Genomic DNA, 21838 nt, shown 5'->3' with positions numbered 1-21838 from the left:
TATCTTTACGGAACCATGGAATCAGACAAACCTGTAAAGAGTAATAGTAGAAAGGCGTTTAAGTACCGCGGAATGAAATGTCTTAATTGTGGACATCCGCTGGATTTAAGCGATCGCTATTGTTCGTATTGCTCGCAACTCAACACTAAAAAACAGCTTTCCCTTAAAGATTTTATTGAAGAATTTATTGGCAGTGTTCTGGTCTACGACTCGCGACTTCGATATACCCTAAAAGACCTATTATTCAAACCTGGAACCATTACAAAGAACTACGTAAATGGCCAACGGCTTAAATACGCTAATCCGTTTCGGTTTTTTCTAAGTGTTTCTATCATTTATTTTCTCTTACAAAGTCTGCTTACTTCTTTAGCCCCAAATTCGAATCCGTTTATCAATTTCAACAACGATGGCAATAAGGTATCACTGGACTCTCTGGGTAGTAAGAACGTAGTTTTTACGAATGAAGACGGCAAGAAAGACACCTTGAAAATTGCCGATAGCGGCGTTGTATTAAACAAGGATACGCTTTCAAAAAAGGAGAAAAAAACAAAAGAAAATTTTAAATTTATCACAGAAGAAGACTTAGATACCATCCAATGGAGCAACCGAATTATAGAGCGCTTCGTTTTTTACCGAGATTTCTATGAAGTATATGAAATCAAGGACGCTTCGATGGCATTGGATAGCATGAAGCACAAGAACACGTCATTCAATAGGTGGGTTTACAATAAAAACAGTGCTATTGATCGAATATCCGACGATCCCTTTGGTTTCGCCAACTATATGATGCAAAAGGTTCCATTCTTTCTGTTTTTCTTCACCCCTATGTATGCCTTTTTCTTTTGGCTATTTTACTCCAAAACCAATTATACCTATATGGAACACATGGTGTTTATATTCCATATTTTCAGTTTTATCTTTTTGGCGATGTTAATTTCTTTACTTCCCGACATGCTTTTTGGCCAGGATGTGTTTAGCACACTCTTATTCGGATTGGTAGGGCCGTTTTATTTTTATAAGGCTCTTCGCAACTTCTACAAACAGAACCGTTTGATAACAATTATAAAATTTGTATTTTTAAACATTGTTTTTTGGTTTAGCTCAACAATAGCTGCCTTATTGTTTTTCGCAGTAACAGCAGCCACCTATTAAAATGGTACAACAAGTAACACAAGGTATTAAGGTTTCTGTAGAGACTTCGTATGAGGGCACATTTTATAAGAACTATAAAATGTATTATGCCTATGGCTATACCGTGACTATTGAGAACCAGAGTAAGGACGCGGTTCAGCTAACGGCCAGACATTGGAATATCAAGGATGCTTTAAACGATTTAGAAGTTGTTGAAGGTGAGGGCGTTATTGGCAAAAAACCCGTACTGCAATCGGGTGCAAAACATTCCTACAGCAGTGGATGCCTTCTATTATCCCCGTTCGGTGCTATGGACGGCTATTACGAAATGATCAATTTTACTACTACTCGAAAATTCAGAGTGGTAATTCCTTCATTTAAATTGAGTGCTCCCTTCGCAATCAATTAATTGTGTTTAAATATACTTCCTGAGTTTGAAGGTCTTCATAGCGCATCGAAAGCTTCGACTTTTTAACCACCTGTGTAATACTTTTTGTTTTTACAAAACCGCGATCCATGATCACGTTGGTTTCAATATTACCCTCACCTGCCGTTTTGTGAAAGTATAGCAACTCTGCTTCGGTAGGGTTTAGATGTTCAAATAAAAAATCGGAGAACCAAGACTCTCTTTTGCGTTTTATCGCTTCGGAATACAACAGTGAAGACGACCAAATTTGAGGGGCTAACGGTTTTTCAGAAAAATGTGAAGTTGTTCCATCCCACACCAATTCGTACAACCGAAGGTCTTTTTGCCATTCTACCATGATAATGGTAAACGGTTCAATATCGGTGAAATCATATAGTTCTATATCGGCAATGACATCTTCAGAAGTAAGCAGATCGGTGACAATAACACCCCGACTCATCCGATAAGTATCTTTCCGATTGTGTGTTGTAAAACCGCCATTCATCAAACAAATAAGTCGGTTCTTACTACTCGCACCTATCCATGTGCCTCCCGCCACTTCATCTTTCGGAAATAGCAATTCAACGTCATTGATCGAATAGATCTGTGGAGCCAAGGTATTCCTGCCCGGTGCCTCATCGCGATTGGATGTTAGCACAAAGCCTTCGATTCCTTTGGGAATAAATGTTACGGTACACATATACTAAGTGGTTTTTTATGAAGGCTGAAACTTACAAAACCTTTTATTCAAACTACAACTACAATAGATAAATTTTCAAAATCACAATAGGCTTTTGTTGCACGATCTTGGGGTTTCATGTGTCAAATTTTGTACCTTTGCAGCTTCCAACACCGAAGCAAAATATCCGGTGTTTTCTGAATTACAAATCAATAATATATACGCCCATGGGAAAAGGATTTTTTGAAGTACCAATAGCAGTCAATGAACCAATAAAATCATATGCGCCCGGTTCGCCCGAACGCGAGGAAGTTTTGACCACCTATAAAAAAATGTTCAAGAGCACGGTAGAAGTACCCCTATACATTAACGGCAAGTCGGTTAAAACGGGAAATACAAAAACCATGTCGCCTCCACATGACCACAAACATGTTTTGGGAAGCTACCATAAGGCTGAGAAAAAACATATTACCGATGCCATTGCAACGGCATTGGAGGCCCGAAAAAGTTGGGCAAATATGCCTTGGGAGCAACGTGCCGGAATTTTTCTTCGCGCTGCCGAATTACTGGCAGGACCGTATCGTGCCCGAATTAATGCGGCTACCATGTTAGCGCAGTCTAAAAATATTTATCAGGCCGAAATTGATGCTGCTTGTGAGTTAATTGATTTCTTACGATTCAATGTGCAATATATGACCGAGATCTATGCAGAACAACCTGAGTCTACTTCGGGAGCATGGAACCGATTAGAATATCGCCCCTTAGAAGGGTTTATTTACGCCATTACCCCGTTTAACTTTACAGCGATAGCCGCCAATTTACCGGCCAGTGCTGCCTTAATGGGCAATGTAGTGTTGTGGAAGCCAAGTGATAGTCAGGTCTATTCTGCCAAGGTAATCCTCGATGTCTTTAAAGAAGCAGGGGTGCCTCCAGGGGTGATCAATATGGTGATGGGTGATCCAGTGATGATAACCGACACTATTTTGGCAAGTCCCGATTTTAGCGGAATACATTTTACGGGTTCTACCCATGTATTCAAAAATATTTGGCAAAAGATTGGAACTAACATACACAATTACAAAACCTATCCACGTATTGTAGGCGAAACCGGCGGGAAAGATTTTATCGTTGCCCACAAATCGTCTAATGCGAAACAAGTAGCTACGGCTATTTCACGAGGGGCCTTCGAGTTTCAGGGACAAAAATGTAGCGCGGCCAGCCGTTGTTATATTTCAAAAAGTATCTGGAAGGACGTTAAGAAGGAAGTGATTGCCGATGTAAATTCATTTAAAATGGGCTCTCCCGAAGACATGAACAATTTCATAACCGCCGTGATTCATGAAGGTTCTTTTGATAAATTGGCAAAATATATTGATCAGGCTAAAAAAGACAAGAAAGCTGAGATTATTGTAGGTGGTGGCTACGATAAGAGTAAGGGCTATTTTATAGAACCTACCGTTATTGTTACCGAAGATCCCAAGTATACCACCATGTGTACTGAGTTATTTGGTCCCGTGGTGACCATCTATGTTTTTGAAGATAAGGACTGGGAAAAGACCTTACATTTGGTAGACGAAACCAGTGAATATGCCTTAACGGGAGCGGTCTTCAGTGAAGATCGTTACGCCTTGGAAAAAGCAGTTCGCGTTCTAGAAAACGCGGCTGGTAACTTCTATATAAATGATAAGCCAACAGGAGCTGTCGTAGGACAACAACCCTTTGGTGGTGCCAGAGCCAGTGGAACAAATGATAAAGCGGGTAGCAAATTAAATCTACTTCGTTGGATTTCACCAAGGATGGTGAAAGAGACCTTTGTTTCTCCTTCAGATTATAGATATCCATTTTTAGGATAATTCCCAAAATTGATAAAACAAAAAACCCAAAGCAAATGCTTTGGGTTTTTTTATGCTTTATAACTATACTATTCAAATTCCTTTTCTTCGTTTACGGCGGCATGCTGTGAGTTTCTGGCTGTGTTATCATCACTTACCACCATGGCTACCAATTCAAGGTTCTGTGTAATATAATCGGATGGGATACTTATGCTAAAACTTGCGTTATAGGTATCGAAGGCATCGGTTGCCGGAATAGCATCACCAAAAATATCGGTGAGTGATAATCGCAACACTTCGTTGTGCTCGAAATTGGGAATTGGATTCCCCATCATATAGAACGGACTCGTTGGATCGTTGTCATAGTAATTGACTTGATCGTGGAGCAATCCATTTTCAATCAAATACAAGACCAGTTTATCACCTGGTACCGAACCGTTTTCATAAATTACCTTTACCTCAACCGAAAGTGTACTACCGGACAATTGTGAATTGATGGCAATAGCAAAATCGGTTTCCTCTCCAGCCATAGCAGTTACTTCACTCACATCATAAGGATCACTCCAGGTGGTAGTTCGGTTTATACGTGCTGCCGGTAAGCCGGTCACACCAAATTCTGCCTGCAAAAGATCAACCTGTGGAAAGTGATATGGATCCGGATAACTATTGGCGGTTTCGTGGATGGCCACTACAGAAATATGTTCGGTAGCTGCATGTGCTTCTACAATGGCGGCGGCAACACTCGGGCAATAGCCGCACCAAGTTCCGGTATAATCTTCCAAGACCACCTTACGCAGTGGAATAAATACGCTAAACGATTTAGTTTCGGTCGTTTGGGTTGTTCCAGAAACCTCATATTCGGCATATACATCGAAGTTACCCGCGGATGCGGAAGTATATGTGTTTCCTGATATTTCAGTGTTATTCACGAAAAAGGTAGCTTCGGAAGTGACATCATTTCCATCGGCATCGACCATGGTGAAGGTTGTCGTTTGATTCCGCAGCGCTTTTTTATTATCTATTAGCAGAGTCCGTTCGGCTGCATCAATTACATCAAAACTAAGCGTATTACTTGTCACACCTAAATGACTGGCATAGATATCGTAGGACCCGGCGGTGTTAAAAACATAACTTGATCCGCTAATTTCAGTTTGGTTCACATAAAAAACGGCGTCGTTTGTGTAATCTACTGCATCATCACCCATTACCGTAAAAGTAACAGTTTCATCGACCACAAGAACATTGTCAGGAGAATCACTTGAGATCACCAAAACGGTAAAATCTCCCCCTCCTTGCAGGGGTACATTTTCTTCTTTTTTACTACAAGAAATAAGAACTGTTAGTATAGTTAAAACAGCGAAAAGTCTACTAAAATAATGGGGTTTCATAATCATGGCATTTAAATTGCATATGCAATAATACTAGTTTTTTAAAAGAAATTATCTTAAGAATTCAAAAAAATGACTTATCACAATTTATCCTTACATTTTAAAAGAAAAATAACTATTATTGCCTAATTATTTAAACCCAATATCATGAATAAAATTGTATTACTCTTATGTCTTTTGGTAACTTTTACCTCCTTTTCTCAAGAAGACCTACCCAATGTGGATGTGACTACCATGAGTGGAAGTACTATTAACATTAAAGATGCTACCAATAAAGACAACCTGGTTGTTGTTTCGCTTTGGGCTACCTGGTGCGTCCCTTGTTTAAAAGAATTGGATGCTATTAGCGAAGTCTACGACGATTGGCAGGCCGAAACCAATGTTGAATTAATCGCAGTTTCTGTGGATGACAGTCGAACTGTAAAGCGTGTAAAGCCTCTAATCAATGGAAAAGGCTGGGACTACACAATTTTATTAGATACCAACAACGATCTTAAGCGCTCACTAGGCGCGGCTACTGTACCTCTTACCTTATTGATTAAGAACAATCAGATTGTTTACAGACATTCGGGGTATAGCCCCGGTGCTGAGGTCGAATTGTATGAAAAGATAAAGGAGCATTCAAAGTAGTCTCCTCAATTTACGCAAACCTATTTAAATGAAATGCCTTTTTACAATTTTCAAATCGGAAACATGGGTTGTTAAGGCATGCTTTCTTACCAATACCATAAAAACGAAAAGATGAAATATTTACTTTTATCCATCGCTATCTTGAGTAGCGGACTTACACTTGCACAGGACAACGGATATTTTTTTGGGGGACTGGAATCTAATTCGCAATGGCTTCTTGACGATGACGGAATCAATTTCGTGACGCCTGAAGATCAATTTAGGGCAAACAACTACGTACAGTTAAATTACAGTTTAGGAAAATTTACTGCCGGCGTTCAATATGAAGCCTACTTACCTTCTGCCTTATTAGGATATTCTCCTGTATATGATGGCGGTAACAATATCGGTACATACTACCTCAACTTCAAAAACGAAACACTGGATATCACAGGTGGATATTTCTACGAACAATTTGGTAGTGGACTTATTATGCGCTCCTGGGAGGACAGACAATTGGGGATTAACAATGCCTTAAAGGGATTACGAGTTAAATGGCAAGCGACGAAAGATGTTAATGTAACCGGTGTCTACGGACAGCAACGCAATGGATTTGATGTGTCTGAAGGAGTGATTCAAGGTATAGATGCCAACGTTGACCTAAGTTCGGCCTTACAAATAGATAAGGTAGATTTAAAATTAGGCGCAAGTTATGTGGGCCGTTACCAGAGCACGGGCACCAACGAAGCAATCCCAAGTACGGTAAACGCTTATGGAGGTAGATTGGACTTTGTTTGGGAAAACTTATATGGTGGTGTTGAGGCGATTTCTAAAGATGCCGATGCAATCGCCAATGAAGGACAATTGGTATCCAACAAATTATACGACGGAACCGCTTTACAAGTGAATTTAGGCTATGCGAAGAAAGGGATTGGTATGAACAGTACTTTCAGAAGATTGGAAAATTTCAGTTTTTATAGCGATCGTTTAGCCGAAGGTAACGTGTACAACCAACAGATCATTAACTATGTCCCAGCGCTTACCAAGCAACAAGATTATTTGCTAACCAATATCTATGTGTACAATTCGCAACCGAGATTGATTATTGAAAGTTTCGATCAACGATCGGGTGAAGTAGGTATGCAGGCCGATGTCTTCTATACCTTTGACAAAGGAAGTGCCTTAGGGGGTAAATATGGAACCAAAGTAGCCGCAAACTTTTCGTACTGGGCAGGTTTAGATGCCGAGTATAATGTTACCAACCGTTGGTATGAAGCAAAATTTATTGGAGATGGTCCAAGATTGTATAGAGATTGGAGTATTGAGATCAAAAAACGTTGGGCGCCTAAATTTAATTCGGTTGCCACCTTTCAAGAAGTGATTATAGACAAAGGTGTTTCTCAAGGGGGCCCTGTAGGTGTTCAGGGAGATATTAAGGCGCGCATTGCTGCCATTGAAGGCACCTTTCAATTTGAGGGGAGCAAGTCGCTAAGAGTGGTCGGAGAGCATTTGTGGACCAGTCAGGATCGAATGAATTGGGCCGCAGGTGTCATTGAATACAACTTCAATTCGAAATTAGGAGTCTACGTAGCCGATTCTTGGAACTACGGTGGTGAAGGAGAAATTCACTATTACAATATGGGAGGAAGCTACTCAAAGGGAAGGACTCGTTTTGGATTGAATTACGGTCGCCAAAGAGGGGGTTTGATATGTGTAGGTGGCGTTTGTAGATTCGTACCAGAGAATACCGGCCTAAGTGCCAATTTAGTGGTGACCTTCTAAGGCTTTAAAATACAGTAACAAAAAAACCCGATAACAAATTGTTATCGGGTTTTTTATTGAGGAGTGTTTGTATTATCTCACAACGATTTTTGTCGTTTGTGAAGCACCTTCAGTATTTTCAAATTGAACAATGTACATTTGAGATCTCAGGTTTGAAACATCAATAGCTTGCTGTCCTATATCTAATTTCTGACTAAGTACTTGTCTTCCTTGTAAGTCGTATATTGTTACATCAAGCGGCTCAAAGGTAGTAGCAATAATTTGACTGGTCACAACAGTAGAAGCTATGGTTACATCCAGCATATTTTGGTCATTAACACCCAAGAGCGGGTCATAACGGTAGGTCATTGACAATGGCGTTCCAATTTCGTTTCCTGCGACATCAACTTGATAGAATCTAAAAACATAATCCAAGACATCGGTTCCATTCCCAGGATCTGCGTTGAACATATGATTTCCAAGTCCTGTTTGCGCACCGGGTGCAATAACAATATCAAAGCCTACCGGATAATTTTCTCCAATGGTGATCCCCGTATAACACTCTCCGTAGCACAATTCCATTTGAGAACCATCTGCATTGGTTGCACTTACAAATTCTATTCTTGAACGTATTTCATCGGACGAAGTATTTGTTACAAAAAACTCTAAGGAAGCTTCGTCAAAAATAATTGAATTATAAGCAACAACATCTCCGTCTTCAATAAAGTTTCCCTCATCGTCTTCAACTGTAAATTGTGCATTCATCGCAACGGCTCCAAAAAGCATACACATAAAAAGTAAATTCTTTTTCATATTAAATGATATTATGGGTTAATAAAACAATCTAACTATTTATAAGGTCGATTGTATTTTTGGCTAAAATACTTTTTTTATGACAAATCACCAATAATATTCCAAAATTAAACAAGCTCTAACCCCTTTATTTTAAAGAGATTATTCAATTTTAAGTTTAATTTCAGAAAGAATTATGTTAATTTTTATTTTTTTAAAAAACCTATTATTTTAATGGGATAACAGCGTACAAAAGCGATTGCAAAAGATAATTTTTTTTCTTGCCATAAAATTGAATTTGAAAGCTTTAACATTTCGTATTTTTAATCAAGTTCTTTGTATATTTATCACCGCTATGTTATTTATTAAAAAAAATTGTTTCATAACAAACCCTCAATACTAATTTAAAATTCAATGAAGATGTTAAAAAAATTACCCGCAGTTTTGGTATTTACACTTCTCACGGCTTTTACCTATGCCCAGACCATTGTAAATACTACACCAGAAAATAAAAATGTAGTTCTGGAAGAGTTTACCGGAATTCATTGTGTGTGGTGTCCAGAAGGACATGCCATCGCTAAAGCGATCCAAGACAACAACCCCGGAGATGTATTCTTAATTAATATCCATACTGGAGGTTTTGCCGTACCAAACACTGGTGAACCTGATTTTAGAGTACCGGACGGAAATGGCATCAGAAGCTTTTATGGAGTGACCAGCTATCCATCGGGCATGATCAATCGTCACATTTTTTCTGGTAGTTCTCCCGTTCAAGGCAGAGGTACCTGGACAAGTTCAGCGAACCAAATACTTGGTCAAAACTCATATGTGAATGTTGGAGTTGAAGCCGTTATTGATGTTTCAAACAACGAACTTACCGTACATGTTGAAGCCTATTATACAGGAAACAGCCCGCAAGCAACTAATAAATTGAATGTAGCGCTATTGCAAAACAACACCTTAGGGCCACAAACAGGAGGAAATATGGGTAACGAATACGTTCATATGCACAGACTTGTTGATCTAATCACTGGACAATGGGGAGAGGATATCTCACCTACAACTACTGGAACCTTCATTGATGAAACCTATACCTATACAATTCCCGCTATGTATAACAACGTTCCTGTAGAATTAGCAGATATGGAAATCGTCGCTTTTATGACCGAAACTCAGTCTGAAACCCTTAGTGGTGCAGGAGCATTCCCCACCTATACCGGGTTTGCAAATGCGAACGATGCGTATGCGAGATATGTAGATGCCATTGAAGATCAATGCGGTATTGATATTACACCCAAAGTAAATATTCAAAATAATGGTTCGGATCCCCTAACCAATGTTACCATTAATTATTCGGTAAATGGAGGAGCGACCCAGTCTTATAACTGGTCAGGAAATTTAACGTCTCTTCAGGACGAAACAATTGAATTACCCGCAATCTCATATACAGTGCAAGCAGTTAACACTGTAGAAGTGACACTTGAAAATGATGATAATAATGCAAACAATATTGCATCCGGTACATTTGATGCTGCCGTTGAAGGAACCGGAACAGTTCACATGATCTTGAATTCGGGTACAGGTGGTAGCCAAGTTACCTGGGATTTAATTGATTCTTCTGGAAGTACTATCGCTAGTGGAGGACCTTATGCAAATAACGAAACGTTCACGGATACCTTCTCATTAGCTGCCGATTGTTATAGATTTACTGTGAATGATTCAGGTGGTGATGGTGGAGCTTCCATCGTTTTATACGACTCGAATAATGATATTATGTATAACGTGGGTGGTAATTACGGAGATAAAGCGCAAGGAAATTTCTCTTCAAATGGGGTATTAGGTATTGTTGATAATGTGTTGGAAGGGGTTCGAATCTATCCAAATCCTGCCCAATCACAATTTAATATTGCCAATGCCGAAACTGCCACAGTCGAGGTGTATAATTTATTGGGACAAATGGTTGCTACCAAATCGAATATCTCAAACAACCAGCAAATTGATGTTTCCAGATTACAAACAGGAACGTATCTTGTTAAAATCTCCATCGATAAAGCGGTTAAAGTAGAAAGATTGGTTATTTCGAATTAATTCTGAAATAATAGATAAATAAAAAACTCCGACTTAATGTCGGAGTTTTTTTATGCGCTAAAAAGTAAAATTTAACCCCTGTACTTCAGCGGAAGATGTACCACACTTTTAGTTTCAAAAAACGTCTCTTTAAAAAAATCGCTTAACGGATAGACGGTAGCCTTGGGGAATGCCGCAAGTTCCTCGGTTAGATCACCTCCTTTTAGGTATAAAATGCCGTTCTTAAGATCGTGCCTACTTTTTTTGGCTACCCGAGGCTGAACCCAGCGTACAAAGGTATCCATTTGCGCGACTGCTCTACTTACAATAAAATCGTAGCTGCCAGATACTGTTTCAACACGGGCGTTAGTCACTTTAACGTTTTGCAAATTCAATCCGCTAACAACCTCTTCAACGACCTTAATTTTCTTTCCAATACTATCCACTAAGTGAAATTGTGTCTCTGGAAAAAGGATGGCCAATGGAATTCCGGGAAATCCGCCCCCCGTTCCAACGTCCAAAACATGCGAACCTGAAAGAAACGGCTGCACCTTCGCAATTCCCAAAGAATGAAGTACATGTCGCAGATACAATTCATCTATATCCTTTCGGGATACCACATTGATTTTCAGATTCCAATCTTTGTATAATGCTTGCAATAAACCAAACTGTTCTTGCTGGTTTTCAGAAAGATGCGAAAAATAAGCCTGAATTAATTCCATGGTGAGTTATTAACCGCAAAAATATGTTTTCTTTGATAATTTTATGCTTTCCGAAAGTAATTTTAAATCGAAGTTGCGTATTTTAGCGCTTTCTAATTATAGAGAAGCTACTTAAGACAAAATTATTTTGAGCAACACACAAATTACTTTCTCAAGAATCGATTCCGCAAAGTTTTTTCGAACCCTAAACAAACGCGTAAACGATTATTTTAAAGAAAATAAGATATCGCGAAACGGAAACTGGAAGTTGCACTTGAAAACCGTAGTCATGTTTTCAATTTACCTCACACCCTATTTTCTGTTTTTAGCACTCGATTTCCCTTGGTGGGCACAATTGCTGCTTACTATTGTAATGGGCGTTGGAATGGCCGGTGTGGGAATGAATGTAATGCACGATGCCAATCACGGTTCTTATTCATCGAAGAAATGGGTGAATAAAATCATGGGAGGAAGTATGTATATCCTCGCAGGTAATGTATACAACTGGCAAGTACAACACAATGTGTTACATCACACCTATACGAACATACACGGTCACGATGAAGATCTAGAAGCCGGGCGTGTCCTTCGCTTTTCAAAACACGCAAAGTGGCGTCGCATGCATAAATTTCAGCATTATTACAGCGTGCTCCTCTACGGTCTTTTAACCTTTAATTGGGCGCTAACGACCGATTTCCAACAGACAAAGCGGTATTTGGCTAGAAAACTATCTTTTGGGAAGTTTCCAAAACCGGCTACCCAATGGAGTATCCTAATAATTACAAAACTTATTTACTTTGGAGTGTGGCTTGCTATCCCTATTCTTTTCTTCGATATTGCCTGGTGGAAAATACTCATTGGCTTTTTTATTATGCACTATGTTGCAGGGCTGATTCTGAGTATAGTGTTTCAATTGGCACATGTGGTGGAGGCAGCCGAAATGGTATTACCCGATCCTTCAGGAACCATGAAAAACACTTGGGCAATTCACCAGTTGTTTACCACGGTTAATTTTTCGACCAAGAATAAAATTATGAACTGGTTTACCGGTGGCTTGAATCACCAAGTTGAACATCATATATTTCCGAATATAAGTCATATCCACTATACCAAAATCTCTAAAATAGTGAAACAGACCGCTATCGAATTCAATCTGCCTTATAACGAATACAAAACGACGCGTAAGGCTATTATTGCACATTTTAAACACCTAAGGGAGATGGGGCTTAATCCCGCCACTGTCTCTATATAGCACCTATGAATTCAAAACTTTCGAATCGTGTAAACGAAATGGCAACTTCGGCCACGCTTGCTATGGCGGCGAAAGCGCGAGAACTGCGCGAAGAAGGAAAAGACATAATTGGTTTAAGCCTCGGAGAACCGGATTTTACTGTTCCCGATTTTGTTAAGGAAGCTGCCATTCAAGCTGTAAAGGACGATTTTCATGCCTACACCCCTGTGGATGGCTATGGAGATCTCAAGAAAGCTATCATTACCAAATTCAGAAGAGATAATAATCTAATATTCACCCCCGCACAGATCGTGGTTTCAACGGGAGCCAAGCAGTCTCTGGCAAATTTGGCTATGGTTTTGCTGAACGAAGGTGATGAAGTACTCCTCCCGGCTCCGTATTGGGTGAGCTATGCAGATATTGCTAAACTAGCAGGAGGTGTTCCTGTGGAAATTCCTTCGACGATCGATTCAGATTTTAAGGTCACACCTCAAGCACTCGAAGCGGCCATTACACCAAAGACAAAAATGATGATTTACAGCTCTCCTTGCAACCCAAGCGGATCTGTATATAGTCGAGAAGAATTAAGAGCTCTTGCCGATGTTTTGGTGAAATATCCCAATATCATTATCGTGAGTGACGAAATATACGAGCACATCAACTTTACCGGAAAACATGCTTCCATGGCACAGTTTGATGATATGTACGAACAAACCGTTACGGTAAATGGAGTGTCCAAAGCCTATGCTATGACCGGCTGGCGTATTGGCTATATAGGCGCGCCCGAATGGATAGCGCGTGCCTGTAATAAAATGCAAGGCCAAATAACAAGTGGTGCCAATTGTATTGCACAACGCGCTACGATTACTGCGCTAGAAAACCCGCCTAGTAAGATTCAGTATATGGTGGATGCTTTTAAAGAGAGACGTACCATGATTTTGAAATTACTTTCTGAAATTCCTGGTTTTAAAACCAATAAACCGGAAGGTGCTTTCTATGTTTTTCCGGATATTTCCTATTACTTCGGAAAAACACTTCGAGGAAAACAGATCAATTCTGCCTCCGATTTTTCTTTATATCTCTTAGAAGAAGCCACTGTTGCTACCGTTACCGGTGAAGCCTTTGGTGACCCAAATTGCATTAGAATATCCTATGCGGCCTCCGAAGCAGATATCAAGGAAGCCATGAAGCGAATCAAAGCGGCATTGATTGATTAATTTATAAAATAAATTCTATTAACAGCAAGTCACTATTTGTGCGCGTAGTTTATATACGATGCCGGTAACGGGCTTATTTCCGAAGTAACAGCCAGACAAAACAACTCACAAATAAAGTAAAGGTAGTATGGTAAACTATCGGTTTCTCCAGAAAAATGGTGTCAAAAGTATAAGGACAGTAAATAATTCCAAACGTCCAATCAACATTAAAAAGGAGGCCCACCATTTGGCTAGGCTCGGAAGATGTCCGTAGTTATCTACAGGTCCTAAATCGCCCAAAGCGGGTCCAACGTTTCCTAAGGTAGATGCTGCTCCACCTAAGGCCGTCTTAAAATCTAATCCCAACCATGAAAAGACCAAAACCCCAACAATAAAGGAAAGCATATAAAGGATAAAGAACCCAAGTATATTAAATACAATAGGCTGTTGAACCGATTTATTATTATACCGCACCGGCAAGATGGCGTGGGGATGCAAGGTTCTTTTAAATTCCAATATTCCATTCTTTACCATGATGAGATGACGTACAATTTTAACCCCTCCCGCTGTAGATCCGGAAGAACCTCCCAAGAACATCAATCCAAAAAAGAACAGCGTTAAAAACGGTGTCCAAACTGTGAAATCGGCACTTACAAATCCGGTAGTGGTCACGATGGCGATTACAGAAAATAAAGCATGTCGGATGGCACTTTCCAATTTGCCCCAAACCATGGGATGATCGATACTTGAAAACGCAAAATCTGCCTGAAAATATATAACTAGTGCAGCTACGGTGGTAAAAAGCAAGATGGCATACGAATAAAGCCTAAACTCTTCATCCTTAAAGATCTTACTGAATTTAGTTTTAAAAGCAAAATAGCTTAACACAAAATTGGTCCCTGCCAAAAACATAAAGACAATAATAATATATTGAATGAGTGGCTGTCCGTTCCAATGTGCAACACTCGCATTTTTTGTAGAAAACCCTCCGGTGCTCAACGTGCTTAACGAATGGTTGATGGCGTCGAAAAAACTCATTCCGGCTAGTTTTAACAACAATGTTTCGGCCAAGGTATAACCAACATAGATAAGCCACAGGCGTTTTGCCGTATCGGTAATCCGGGGATGTAATTTATCTCCCCCGGGACCGGGAGCTTCGGCTGCAAAAAGTTGCATCCCTCCTATTCCTAGCAAGGGTAAAATAGCAATCGCCAAAACAATAATTCCCATTCCTCCTATCCAATGGGTTATACTTCGCCAGAATAAAACCCCCTTCGGAATACTTTCAATATCACTTAAAATAGATGCGCCGGTGGTTGTATAACCACTCATTGTTTCAAAAAAAGCATTCGTGAATGTAGGGATTGCACCCGTAAAGATATAAGGGAACGTACCTGCTAACGACATAAATATCCATCCGAAAGTAACAACAATATACCCTTCCCTTTTTTGGATTTCCTTACGGTGGTTTCTTGTTGCCAACATTAAGGCTCCTCCCAGTATAAGTGTAACAATTCCAGCTGAAAGCATTTCAGTAAAAACGCCGTCCTTATAATAAAGACTAACGATACTAGCAGACAACATAAAAGCGCCATTCACCGTAAGCAACAACCCCATTAAATGGAAAATGATCTTAAAATTAATGGTCGAAATAGCGCGCATTACACGAAGAGTTTTTCAACTTTAGATATGGATTGCGGCAAACAGCAAACCACAATTCGATCACCGCTCTTAATTTTGAAATCTCCCAAAGCAATCAAGCCTTCACCATTTCGAACCACGCCTCCGATTATGGCCGATCTGGGAAAATCAATTTCTTTGACAAGCAAATCACAGACCTTGGAAGAGGGTGATACGATAAATTCAAGTAGTTCCGCATTCATATTGTTCAGCTTGGTCATCGCGACTACTTCACCCTTTCTAACATACCTGAAAATATTGTTTGCGGCCAAAAGTTTTTTATTAATAAGTGTGTCAATTCCAATTGAATGTGACAACTGAAAATAATCCATATTCTCCACCAATGCGATTGCCTTTTTTACTCCTTTCGACTTGGCAACAAGGCAGGACATAATATTGGTTTCACTATTTCCGGTCACCGAAATAAAGGCGTCCATATCCTGAATCGATTCTTCCTGAAGCAGATCTACATTCCTTCCATCTCCATTTATCACCAGGCAGTTGGGGTTTTCATCGGCAATTTCAAATGCTTTATTCTTATCGATTTCAATTAATTTTACATTAAAGCTACTCTTGCAGAGATCCCTAGCGGTTTTCCTGCCGATATTACTACCCCCTAAAATCATCACATTTTTGATCTCTTGTCGCACCTTCCCGGTTAATTTATAAATATGCTCCACTCCTTTTTTAGTTGTGATAAAATACACTTGATCACCCTCTTTAAATTGGGTATCCCCGCGAGGAATCAAGGTATATTGTGTACCATAGCGTTGTATAGCGATAGGTACGTATTTCAATTCGGGATACTGCAACCCTACCTCGCGAACCGTTTTCCCTACAAAGGCAGCGGTACGAGAAAGTGACAATCCAATCATGGTCAAGGCACCATTTTCAAACTCGTAAGTATCGTTAAATGCACTCTGATTGAGTAATAGCTCAATTTCGTTGGCAGCCAACGATTCGGGTGAAATCAATTCGTCGATACCAAACTTGGTAAAGCCCACTTCTTCTTTATTATCAATAAATTCGGTATTAGATATACGGGCAATAGTTCTTTTAGCGCCCAATTGTTTCGACAATACACAAACTGTAATATTGGTCGTTTCACTAGAAGTAACAGCAATAACAAGGTCGGTTTTATCTACCTTCGAATCTTTTAACACCGAAATGGAAGTGGCATCACCTCGCACCACACGGATATCCAAATGTGTATCGGCATTCGCCAATGACTCTCTGTTAGTGTCAATTAAAGTAATGTTTTGAGACTCGAATGAAAGGAGTTTTGCTAAATGAAATCCAACTTCGCCGGCGCCGGCTATTATAATTTTCATCGGTATAAATTATTTGAAAAATAGGAATCCCGATACGTATCGGAAGGAATACCCAAATAATACATTTCTTCCGTTTTGCAACTTATTATTGGGCATTTCATAAACTTTCAAGCAATAGGCTGGACAAAGGTATTGAATTTTAGAATAATCACACCTAACACATTGCAAATCTATTTACTCCTTTAAATACTATGAAATTGTAAAATTTTGGTAGCTTTGCAGCCGTGTTGACCGAAAGGCAAACACCGTAGATTATGCGTGAAAAAGTAACCCCTTATAAAAATTCTAACCTTAACAAAAAGGAACAGGTTGAGCAGATGTTCGATACTATATCCGGAAATTATGATGGGTTGAATCGAGTGATTTCTTTTGGAACAGATGTTTCCTGGCGAAAAAAAGTGTTGCGAATGGTTGCTGAAAAAAACCCTTCCAATGTACTGGATATAGCAACTGGTACCGGAGATTTGGCTATACAATTCGCCAAAAAGACTGAAATTCCCACGATAGTGGGTTTGGATCTTTCTGAAGGGATGTTAGAAATGGCTCGTAAAAAAGTGATTAACACATCTCTACAGTCAAAGATACAGTTTATCAAAGGAGATTCGGAAGCATTGCCATTTGATGACAGTTCATTTGAAGCAATTACCGTATCATTTGGAATTAGAAATTTTGAACACCTAGAGAAAGGACTTTCTGAAATTCTACGTGTATTAAAACCCAATGGCTTGTTTGTGATATTGGAAACATCGGTCCCCACCAAATTTCCTATTAAACAGGGTTACCACTTTTATACAAAACGAATGCTTCCCTTTATAGGTAGCGTTTTTTCAAAAGATAAAGTTGCCTACAAATACTTAAGTGAAAGCGCATCGGTTTTCCCATACGGAGAAACGCTCAACAATATTTTAAGAAAAATTGGGTTTATAGAGGTGAAAAATAAACCCCAAACTTTTGGTGTAGCCACCATTTATAGCGCTACCAAATAATTATGAAGAAGTTACTATTTGTATTAGCAATACTTTTGTTCGCGCAAAGCGCACAGGCACAATTATTTAGCAAAGAACGATTGGCAAATTTGGAAAATTTTGACAACCGCTTTCTTACCTGGGGTTATTTTTTGGGTTTCAACAGCTACGACTTTAAATTCGATTATATTAATCAAAATACAGATGCCAACACCGATATTCTTGTAGAAGGGCAGGCTGGTTTTAATGTTGGTCTGGTTGGTGATATGCGGATTAATAACTATATAAATTTACGCCTGGAACCAGGACTGTACTATACACAGCGGAATTTGACTTTTCCAGGTTTTGAAGATCAAAAAGATTACCTGCGCGAGGTAAAATCTACCTATATCCATGTTCCTTTATTGGTAAAATTATCCACCAAACGCCTCAACAACATTCGTCCTTTTATTGTAGGGGGAGTTTCATCCTCTATAAATTTATCCGGTGACGAAAAGAATCCCGAGGATAATTCGACCGGGCAGTTTAGAATGACCAGTGGAACGAGTTATTACGAGCTGGGTTTTGGAATAGATTTCTATTTGTATTACTTCAAATTTACACCTTCCATTCGCGGTGTTTTTGCAACGAGTGATGAATTGGTGCGCGACGAGGACCCAAACAGTCCTTGGACCAGCAATATAGATCGAATGGCGACACGAGGAATCTTTATTAACTTTACCTTTCAGTAGACCGCCTAAACTCGCTAAGCAAGATAGCGGTTGCAGTGGCAACATTTAAACTTTCTGCCTCCTGCTTTTTCCCAAATTGAGCAATGGTGATTTTTTCATGCAGTAGCTTCGAAATTCCTTCAGAAATACCATTGGCCTCATTGCCCATCACCAGAATTCCGTTGGCAGCCCATGTATGAGCATACACATTAACACCTTCCATACAGGCACCATATACAGGTATCTTGGAGTTTTTAATATACGATTCCAGATCGCAGTACGAAACTTGAATACGTGCTATTGAACCCATAGTAGCCTGTATGACTTTGGGGTTATAACAATCTGCCGTATCCACAGAACATACCAATTGTGTAACCCCAAACCAGTCACACAATCGAATAATAGTTCCTAAATTTCCTGGATCTCGCACCGCATCCAAGGCAAGCACCAATCCCTGCTGAGGCATCGCTATTTGCTTCGGAATTTCAAAAAGGGCCAAGGAAGTATTTGCCGTTTTCAAAAAACTAATCTTTTGAAGTTCGAGTTCGGTCACCGAAAAAAATGTTTCAGAAGAACCCGAAACTGCTTCAGTAGAAAAAAGGGAATGCAAATTGAGTCCAGCTTCTCGAAGTTCGGCTATAACTTTGGGGCCTTCGGCTACAAAAAGTCCGGTTTTATCTCGGTACTTTTTTTGTTGTAAACTCGTTATTAGTTTTATTTGACTTTTACTTACCAAAATTATCCTATTTTTGAATTGAGCTTTAGAACGCCAGATGTAAACCCAGACGCTTGACCCGAACCCTCACAAAAATATCATTATTTTTAGGATTAACGATCTTTCTTTTTTCCTGCAATGCCGTGAAACGTGTTGAAGATGATAAATTTTTACTTACCGAAAATACCATTGTTGTTGACAGTGTGGAAATAAAGGACACCAAGGTGTTTAGCCAATTATCACAACGTCCAAACTCCAAGGTACTTGGGCTCCCCATTGGTATTTACATTTACAATCTCGCCGATCCGAAACCCGATTCTACCTTTCAGCGATGGTTGCATAAAAACCCGAAACGGGAGGCACGTTTAACGCGTTTTATATCACAAAAGCAAGTTGACGAATTGGGCAATAGTTATGTAGGCTTCAACAATTGGCTAAAAAAATCGGGGGACGTGCCCGTTGTAATCGACAAAGGAAAGATCAATAAATCGGTCGATCGACTAAAACGCTACTATGCCAGCTTTGGATATTTTAATGCAACGGCAGACTATAAGATCAATACGAACGAAAAGAAAGAGAAACGCGCGTCGGTTACCTATAACGTTCAAAGATCGCAACCCTATTTTGTGGGTGATTCGCTAATCATTCAGATAAGTTCGCCGGTGGTGGATTCTTTATATCAACGAACCAAAAGGAGTTCCTTCATAAAACCGGGTAAACAGTATGCAGCCAATGATTTTGTAAATGAACGGGACAGATTGACCATTCAATTCCGGAATTCGGGCTTGTATTATTTCGACCAAGATTATGTAGGTTTTGAAGGCGATACCGTCCAAACCGGTCATAAAGCCAATATGACCCTTATTATACCCGATAGGAAAATTTCGGAAGATGATAGTACTCGCACCGAACCTTTTAAGATTCACAAGGTAAATGAGGTGCGTATCATAACCGACTATAAGTTTGCCAACAGGAATATGCCATGGACAGATACCATTTCATATAACGGCTACAAATTATTTAGCTATGATGCATTGAAATTTAGACCTAAGGCTATTACCGATGCAATTTCGATAACGCCAAACAGGATTTTTAAAGACATTGATAGAACGCTCACTTACAATCAGATAAGCGATCTGCGAATTTTTAAATATCCCAATATTTCCTATCAGGAAGACCCTGCCGATAGTACCGGAACCGGGCTTATTGCGACGATTCTATTGACACCCCAGAAAAAATATACCTTGGGGGTAGATTTCGATGTTATTCCCTTCCCATCGCCAATTCAGCAGTTTGGAATTGGGTTTAGCAGTACTTTAATGATCCGGAATGTATTTCGAGGCGCCGAAATTTTAGAAATCTCTGGCCGTGGAAATGTGGGTTCTTCTAAAGATGCCGCCGATAACAGTGGTAGTTTTTTTAATATTTCTGAAATTGGAGGCGATGTAAAGCTGTCCTTTCCCCGGATACTCTTCCCTATAAGGACAGAAAAATTGATTCCGAAATATATGTCGCCATCGACCAGTATGAGTTTTGGAGCGAATGCCCAAAACAATATCGGACTGGATCGACAAAACTTAAATGCTATTTTTAGTTATCGTTGGAAACCTTCAAAGATTAGAACAAATTCGTTCGATCTGATGAACATTCAATATGTCCGCAATTTGAACACCAAGAATTACTTTAATGTCTATCCCAGTTCCTACAATCGACTCAATGAAATTGCACAGGAAGTTGGATACGACTTTAACAATCCTTCTGAAGACCCCAAGCTTGAGATTCCAATGGAAGCGGACGACTTCATCTCGGAGATTTTAAACAATTCTATATCGACAAATACCTCGATCTTTCAAGAGGTATTGGGTATTGCCGAAAGGCGGTTTCGACTGACAGAGAACAACCTTATTTTCGCCTCCAATTTTGTTTGGACACGCGACACCAGAGAAGGGATTTTTGACAATAGCTTTTCGCGATTTCGCGCCAAACTGGAGGCGGCTGGAAATTTCCTTTCAGGAATTGCAAGTGTGGCGGGAATTCAGAAGAATACCGACGGGAAATATGAAACCTTGGGCGTTGTGTTCTCCCAATATGTCAAGGTAGAAGCAGAATATATAAAACATTGGGAACTGAACGACAAAAATGTATTTGCCATTCGCGCTTTCGGCGGGATTGCCATACCCTATGGAAATAGCAATAGCATTCCCTTTACGCGTAGTTATTTTGCAGGGGGTACTAATGACAATAGAGGTTGGAGAGCGTATGACCTTGGCCCGGGGAGTAGTGGGAGCATTTTAGATTTTAACGAGGCCAATTTTAAAATTGCTCTGAACGGAGAATACCGATATACCATCTTGGGGGATTTTAAAGGAGCATTCTTTGTAGACGCGGGCAATATCTGGAATGTATTTGATGATGTGGAAACCCCAGAATTCAAATTTGATGGAATTCAGGATCTCAAGGAAATTGCGGTAGCCTCGGGGTTGGGAATTCGGTACGACTTCGGTTTCTTCGTGTTTCGCTTCGACGTAGGATTTAAAACCCACGATCCTGCACGACCCGTTGGTGAACGATGGTTCAAAGATTATAATTTTGCCCATGCCGTTTATAACATAGGTATAAACTATCCCTTTTAAACCATTAAAAT

The 21838-nt window shown here is 39.7% G+C and carries 18 protein-coding genes; 11 read left to right on the top strand and 7 right to left on the bottom strand.

Features of this window, described 5'->3' with window-relative positions; genetic code table 11:
• Positions 1-15: 15 nt before the first annotated feature.
• Positions 16-1152, top strand: a complete 1137-nt coding sequence (locus K8F54_RS10780) for a DUF3667 domain-containing protein (RefSeq protein WP_290790702.1) — start codon at positions 16-18, stop codon at positions 1150-1152.
• 1 nt (position 1153) lies between these two features.
• Positions 1154-1540, top strand: a complete 387-nt coding sequence (gene apaG, locus K8F54_RS10775) for a Co2+/Mg2+ efflux protein ApaG (protein ID WP_290790700.1) — start codon at positions 1154-1156, stop codon at positions 1538-1540.
• Here the strand turns inward: apaG and K8F54_RS10770 are convergent.
• The gene (locus K8F54_RS10770) at positions 1533-2237 is read right to left on the bottom strand and encodes an NRDE family protein (protein WP_290790698.1); all 705 of its coding nucleotides are present in this window, start codon (positions 2235-2237) and stop codon (positions 1533-1535) included. The two genes, apaG and K8F54_RS10770, sit on opposite strands and share 8 nt — an antisense overlap.
• A 206-nt stretch (positions 2238-2443) precedes the next feature.
• Here K8F54_RS10770 and pruA point away from each other — a divergent pair, with 206 nt between their 5' ends.
• Entirely contained in the window at positions 2444-4069 is a 1626-nt protein-coding gene (gene pruA / locus K8F54_RS10765; protein ID WP_290790696.1) for an L-glutamate gamma-semialdehyde dehydrogenase, read from the top strand.
• Positions 4070-4137: 68 nt separating this feature from the next.
• Here the strand turns inward: pruA and K8F54_RS10760 are convergent, their stop codons facing one another.
• Positions 4138-5436: an Omp28-related outer membrane protein gene (locus K8F54_RS10760; RefSeq protein WP_290790694.1), complete on the bottom strand. Its 1299-nt coding sequence runs from the start codon at positions 5434-5436 to the stop codon at positions 4138-4140.
• Positions 5437-5583: 147 nt separating this feature from the next.
• Between K8F54_RS10760 and K8F54_RS10755 the strand changes: the two genes are divergently transcribed.
• Entirely contained in the window at positions 5584-6066 is a 483-nt protein-coding gene (locus K8F54_RS10755) for a TlpA disulfide reductase family protein (RefSeq protein WP_290790692.1), read from the top strand.
• 111 nt (positions 6067-6177) lie between these two features.
• Positions 6178-7827 (top strand): DUF6029 family protein, encoded by a 1650-nt coding sequence (locus K8F54_RS10750; protein WP_290790690.1) that lies wholly within the window; start codon positions 6178-6180, stop codon positions 7825-7827.
• A gap of 72 nt (positions 7828-7899) precedes the next feature.
• Here K8F54_RS10750 and K8F54_RS10745 read toward each other — a convergent pair whose 3' ends face one another.
• A complete protein-coding gene (locus K8F54_RS10745; RefSeq protein ID WP_290790688.1) occupies positions 7900-8619 on the bottom strand; it encodes a T9SS type A sorting domain-containing protein in 720 nt (239 codons plus the stop codon).
• Positions 8620-9018: 399 nt separating this feature from the next.
• Here K8F54_RS10745 and K8F54_RS10740 point away from each other — a divergent pair, with 399 nt between their 5' ends.
• Positions 9019-10686 (top strand): Omp28-related outer membrane protein, encoded by a 1668-nt coding sequence (locus K8F54_RS10740; RefSeq protein ID WP_290790686.1) that lies wholly within the window; start codon positions 9019-9021, stop codon positions 10684-10686.
• Positions 10687-10757: 71 nt separating this feature from the next.
• Here K8F54_RS10740 and rsmG read toward each other — a convergent pair whose 3' ends face one another.
• On the bottom strand, positions 10758-11387 hold the full coding sequence (gene rsmG / locus K8F54_RS10735) for a 16S rRNA (guanine(527)-N(7))-methyltransferase RsmG (RefSeq protein ID WP_290790684.1): 630 nt from the start codon (positions 11385-11387) through the stop codon (positions 10758-10760).
• 127 nt (positions 11388-11514) lie between these two features.
• Between rsmG and K8F54_RS10730 the strand changes: the two genes are divergently transcribed.
• Both K8F54_RS10730 and K8F54_RS10725 read left to right on the top strand, forming a co-directional pair.
• A complete protein-coding gene (locus K8F54_RS10730) occupies positions 11515-12618 on the top strand; it encodes an acyl-CoA desaturase (protein WP_290790682.1) in 1104 nt (367 codons plus the stop codon).
• A 5-nt stretch (positions 12619-12623) separates the two neighbouring features.
• Positions 12624-13814 (top strand): pyridoxal phosphate-dependent aminotransferase, encoded by a 1191-nt coding sequence (locus tag K8F54_RS10725; protein ID WP_290790680.1) that lies wholly within the window; start codon positions 12624-12626, stop codon positions 13812-13814.
• Positions 13815-13949: 135 nt separating this feature from the next.
• On the opposite strand, the gene K8F54_RS10720 is transcribed toward K8F54_RS10725, so the two are convergent.
• Both K8F54_RS10720 and trkA read right to left on the bottom strand, forming a co-directional pair.
• Positions 13950-15455 carry a potassium transporter TrkG gene (locus tag K8F54_RS10720; protein WP_290790678.1) on the bottom strand — a complete coding sequence of 502 codons (1506 nt, stop codon included), beginning with the start codon at positions 15453-15455 and terminating at the stop codon, positions 13950-13952.
• Positions 15455-16804: a Trk system potassium transporter TrkA gene (gene trkA, locus K8F54_RS10715; RefSeq protein WP_290790676.1), complete on the bottom strand. Its 1350-nt coding sequence runs from the start codon at positions 16802-16804 to the stop codon at positions 15455-15457. Before trkA ends, K8F54_RS10720 begins: the two co-directional genes overlap by 1 nt.
• Positions 16805-17058: 254 nt before the next feature.
• Between trkA and ubiE the strand changes: the two genes are divergently transcribed.
• Entirely contained in the window at positions 17059-17790 is a 732-nt protein-coding gene (gene ubiE, locus K8F54_RS10710) for a bifunctional demethylmenaquinone methyltransferase/2-methoxy-6-polyprenyl-1,4-benzoquinol methylase UbiE (protein ID WP_290790674.1), read from the top strand.
• Between the two features lie 2 nt (positions 17791-17792).
• Positions 17793-18500, top strand: coding sequence for a porin family protein (locus tag K8F54_RS10705; protein WP_290790672.1), 708 nt, complete (start codon positions 17793-17795; stop codon positions 18498-18500).
• On the opposite strand, the gene K8F54_RS10700 is transcribed toward K8F54_RS10705, so the two are convergent.
• Positions 18487-19215 (bottom strand): RNA methyltransferase, encoded by a 729-nt coding sequence (locus K8F54_RS10700; protein WP_290790670.1) that lies wholly within the window; start codon positions 19213-19215, stop codon positions 18487-18489. The two genes, K8F54_RS10705 and K8F54_RS10700, sit on opposite strands and share 14 nt — an antisense overlap.
• A gap of 53 nt (positions 19216-19268) precedes the next feature.
• On the opposite strand from K8F54_RS10700, the gene K8F54_RS10695 reads away from it, so the two are divergent.
• Entirely contained in the window at positions 19269-21827 is a 2559-nt protein-coding gene (locus K8F54_RS10695; protein WP_290790668.1) for a BamA/TamA family outer membrane protein, read from the top strand.
• The last annotated feature ends 11 nt before the right edge of the window (positions 21828-21838 follow it).

Source organism: Altibacter sp. (assembly GCF_019913785.1).
In the GTDB taxonomy this organism is placed as follows: Bacteria; Bacteroidota; Bacteroidia; order Flavobacteriales; family Flavobacteriaceae; genus Altibacter.
The sequence above is the reverse complement of the archived record's forward strand: the minus strand, read 5'-3'. Positions and strand labels throughout refer to the sequence as shown.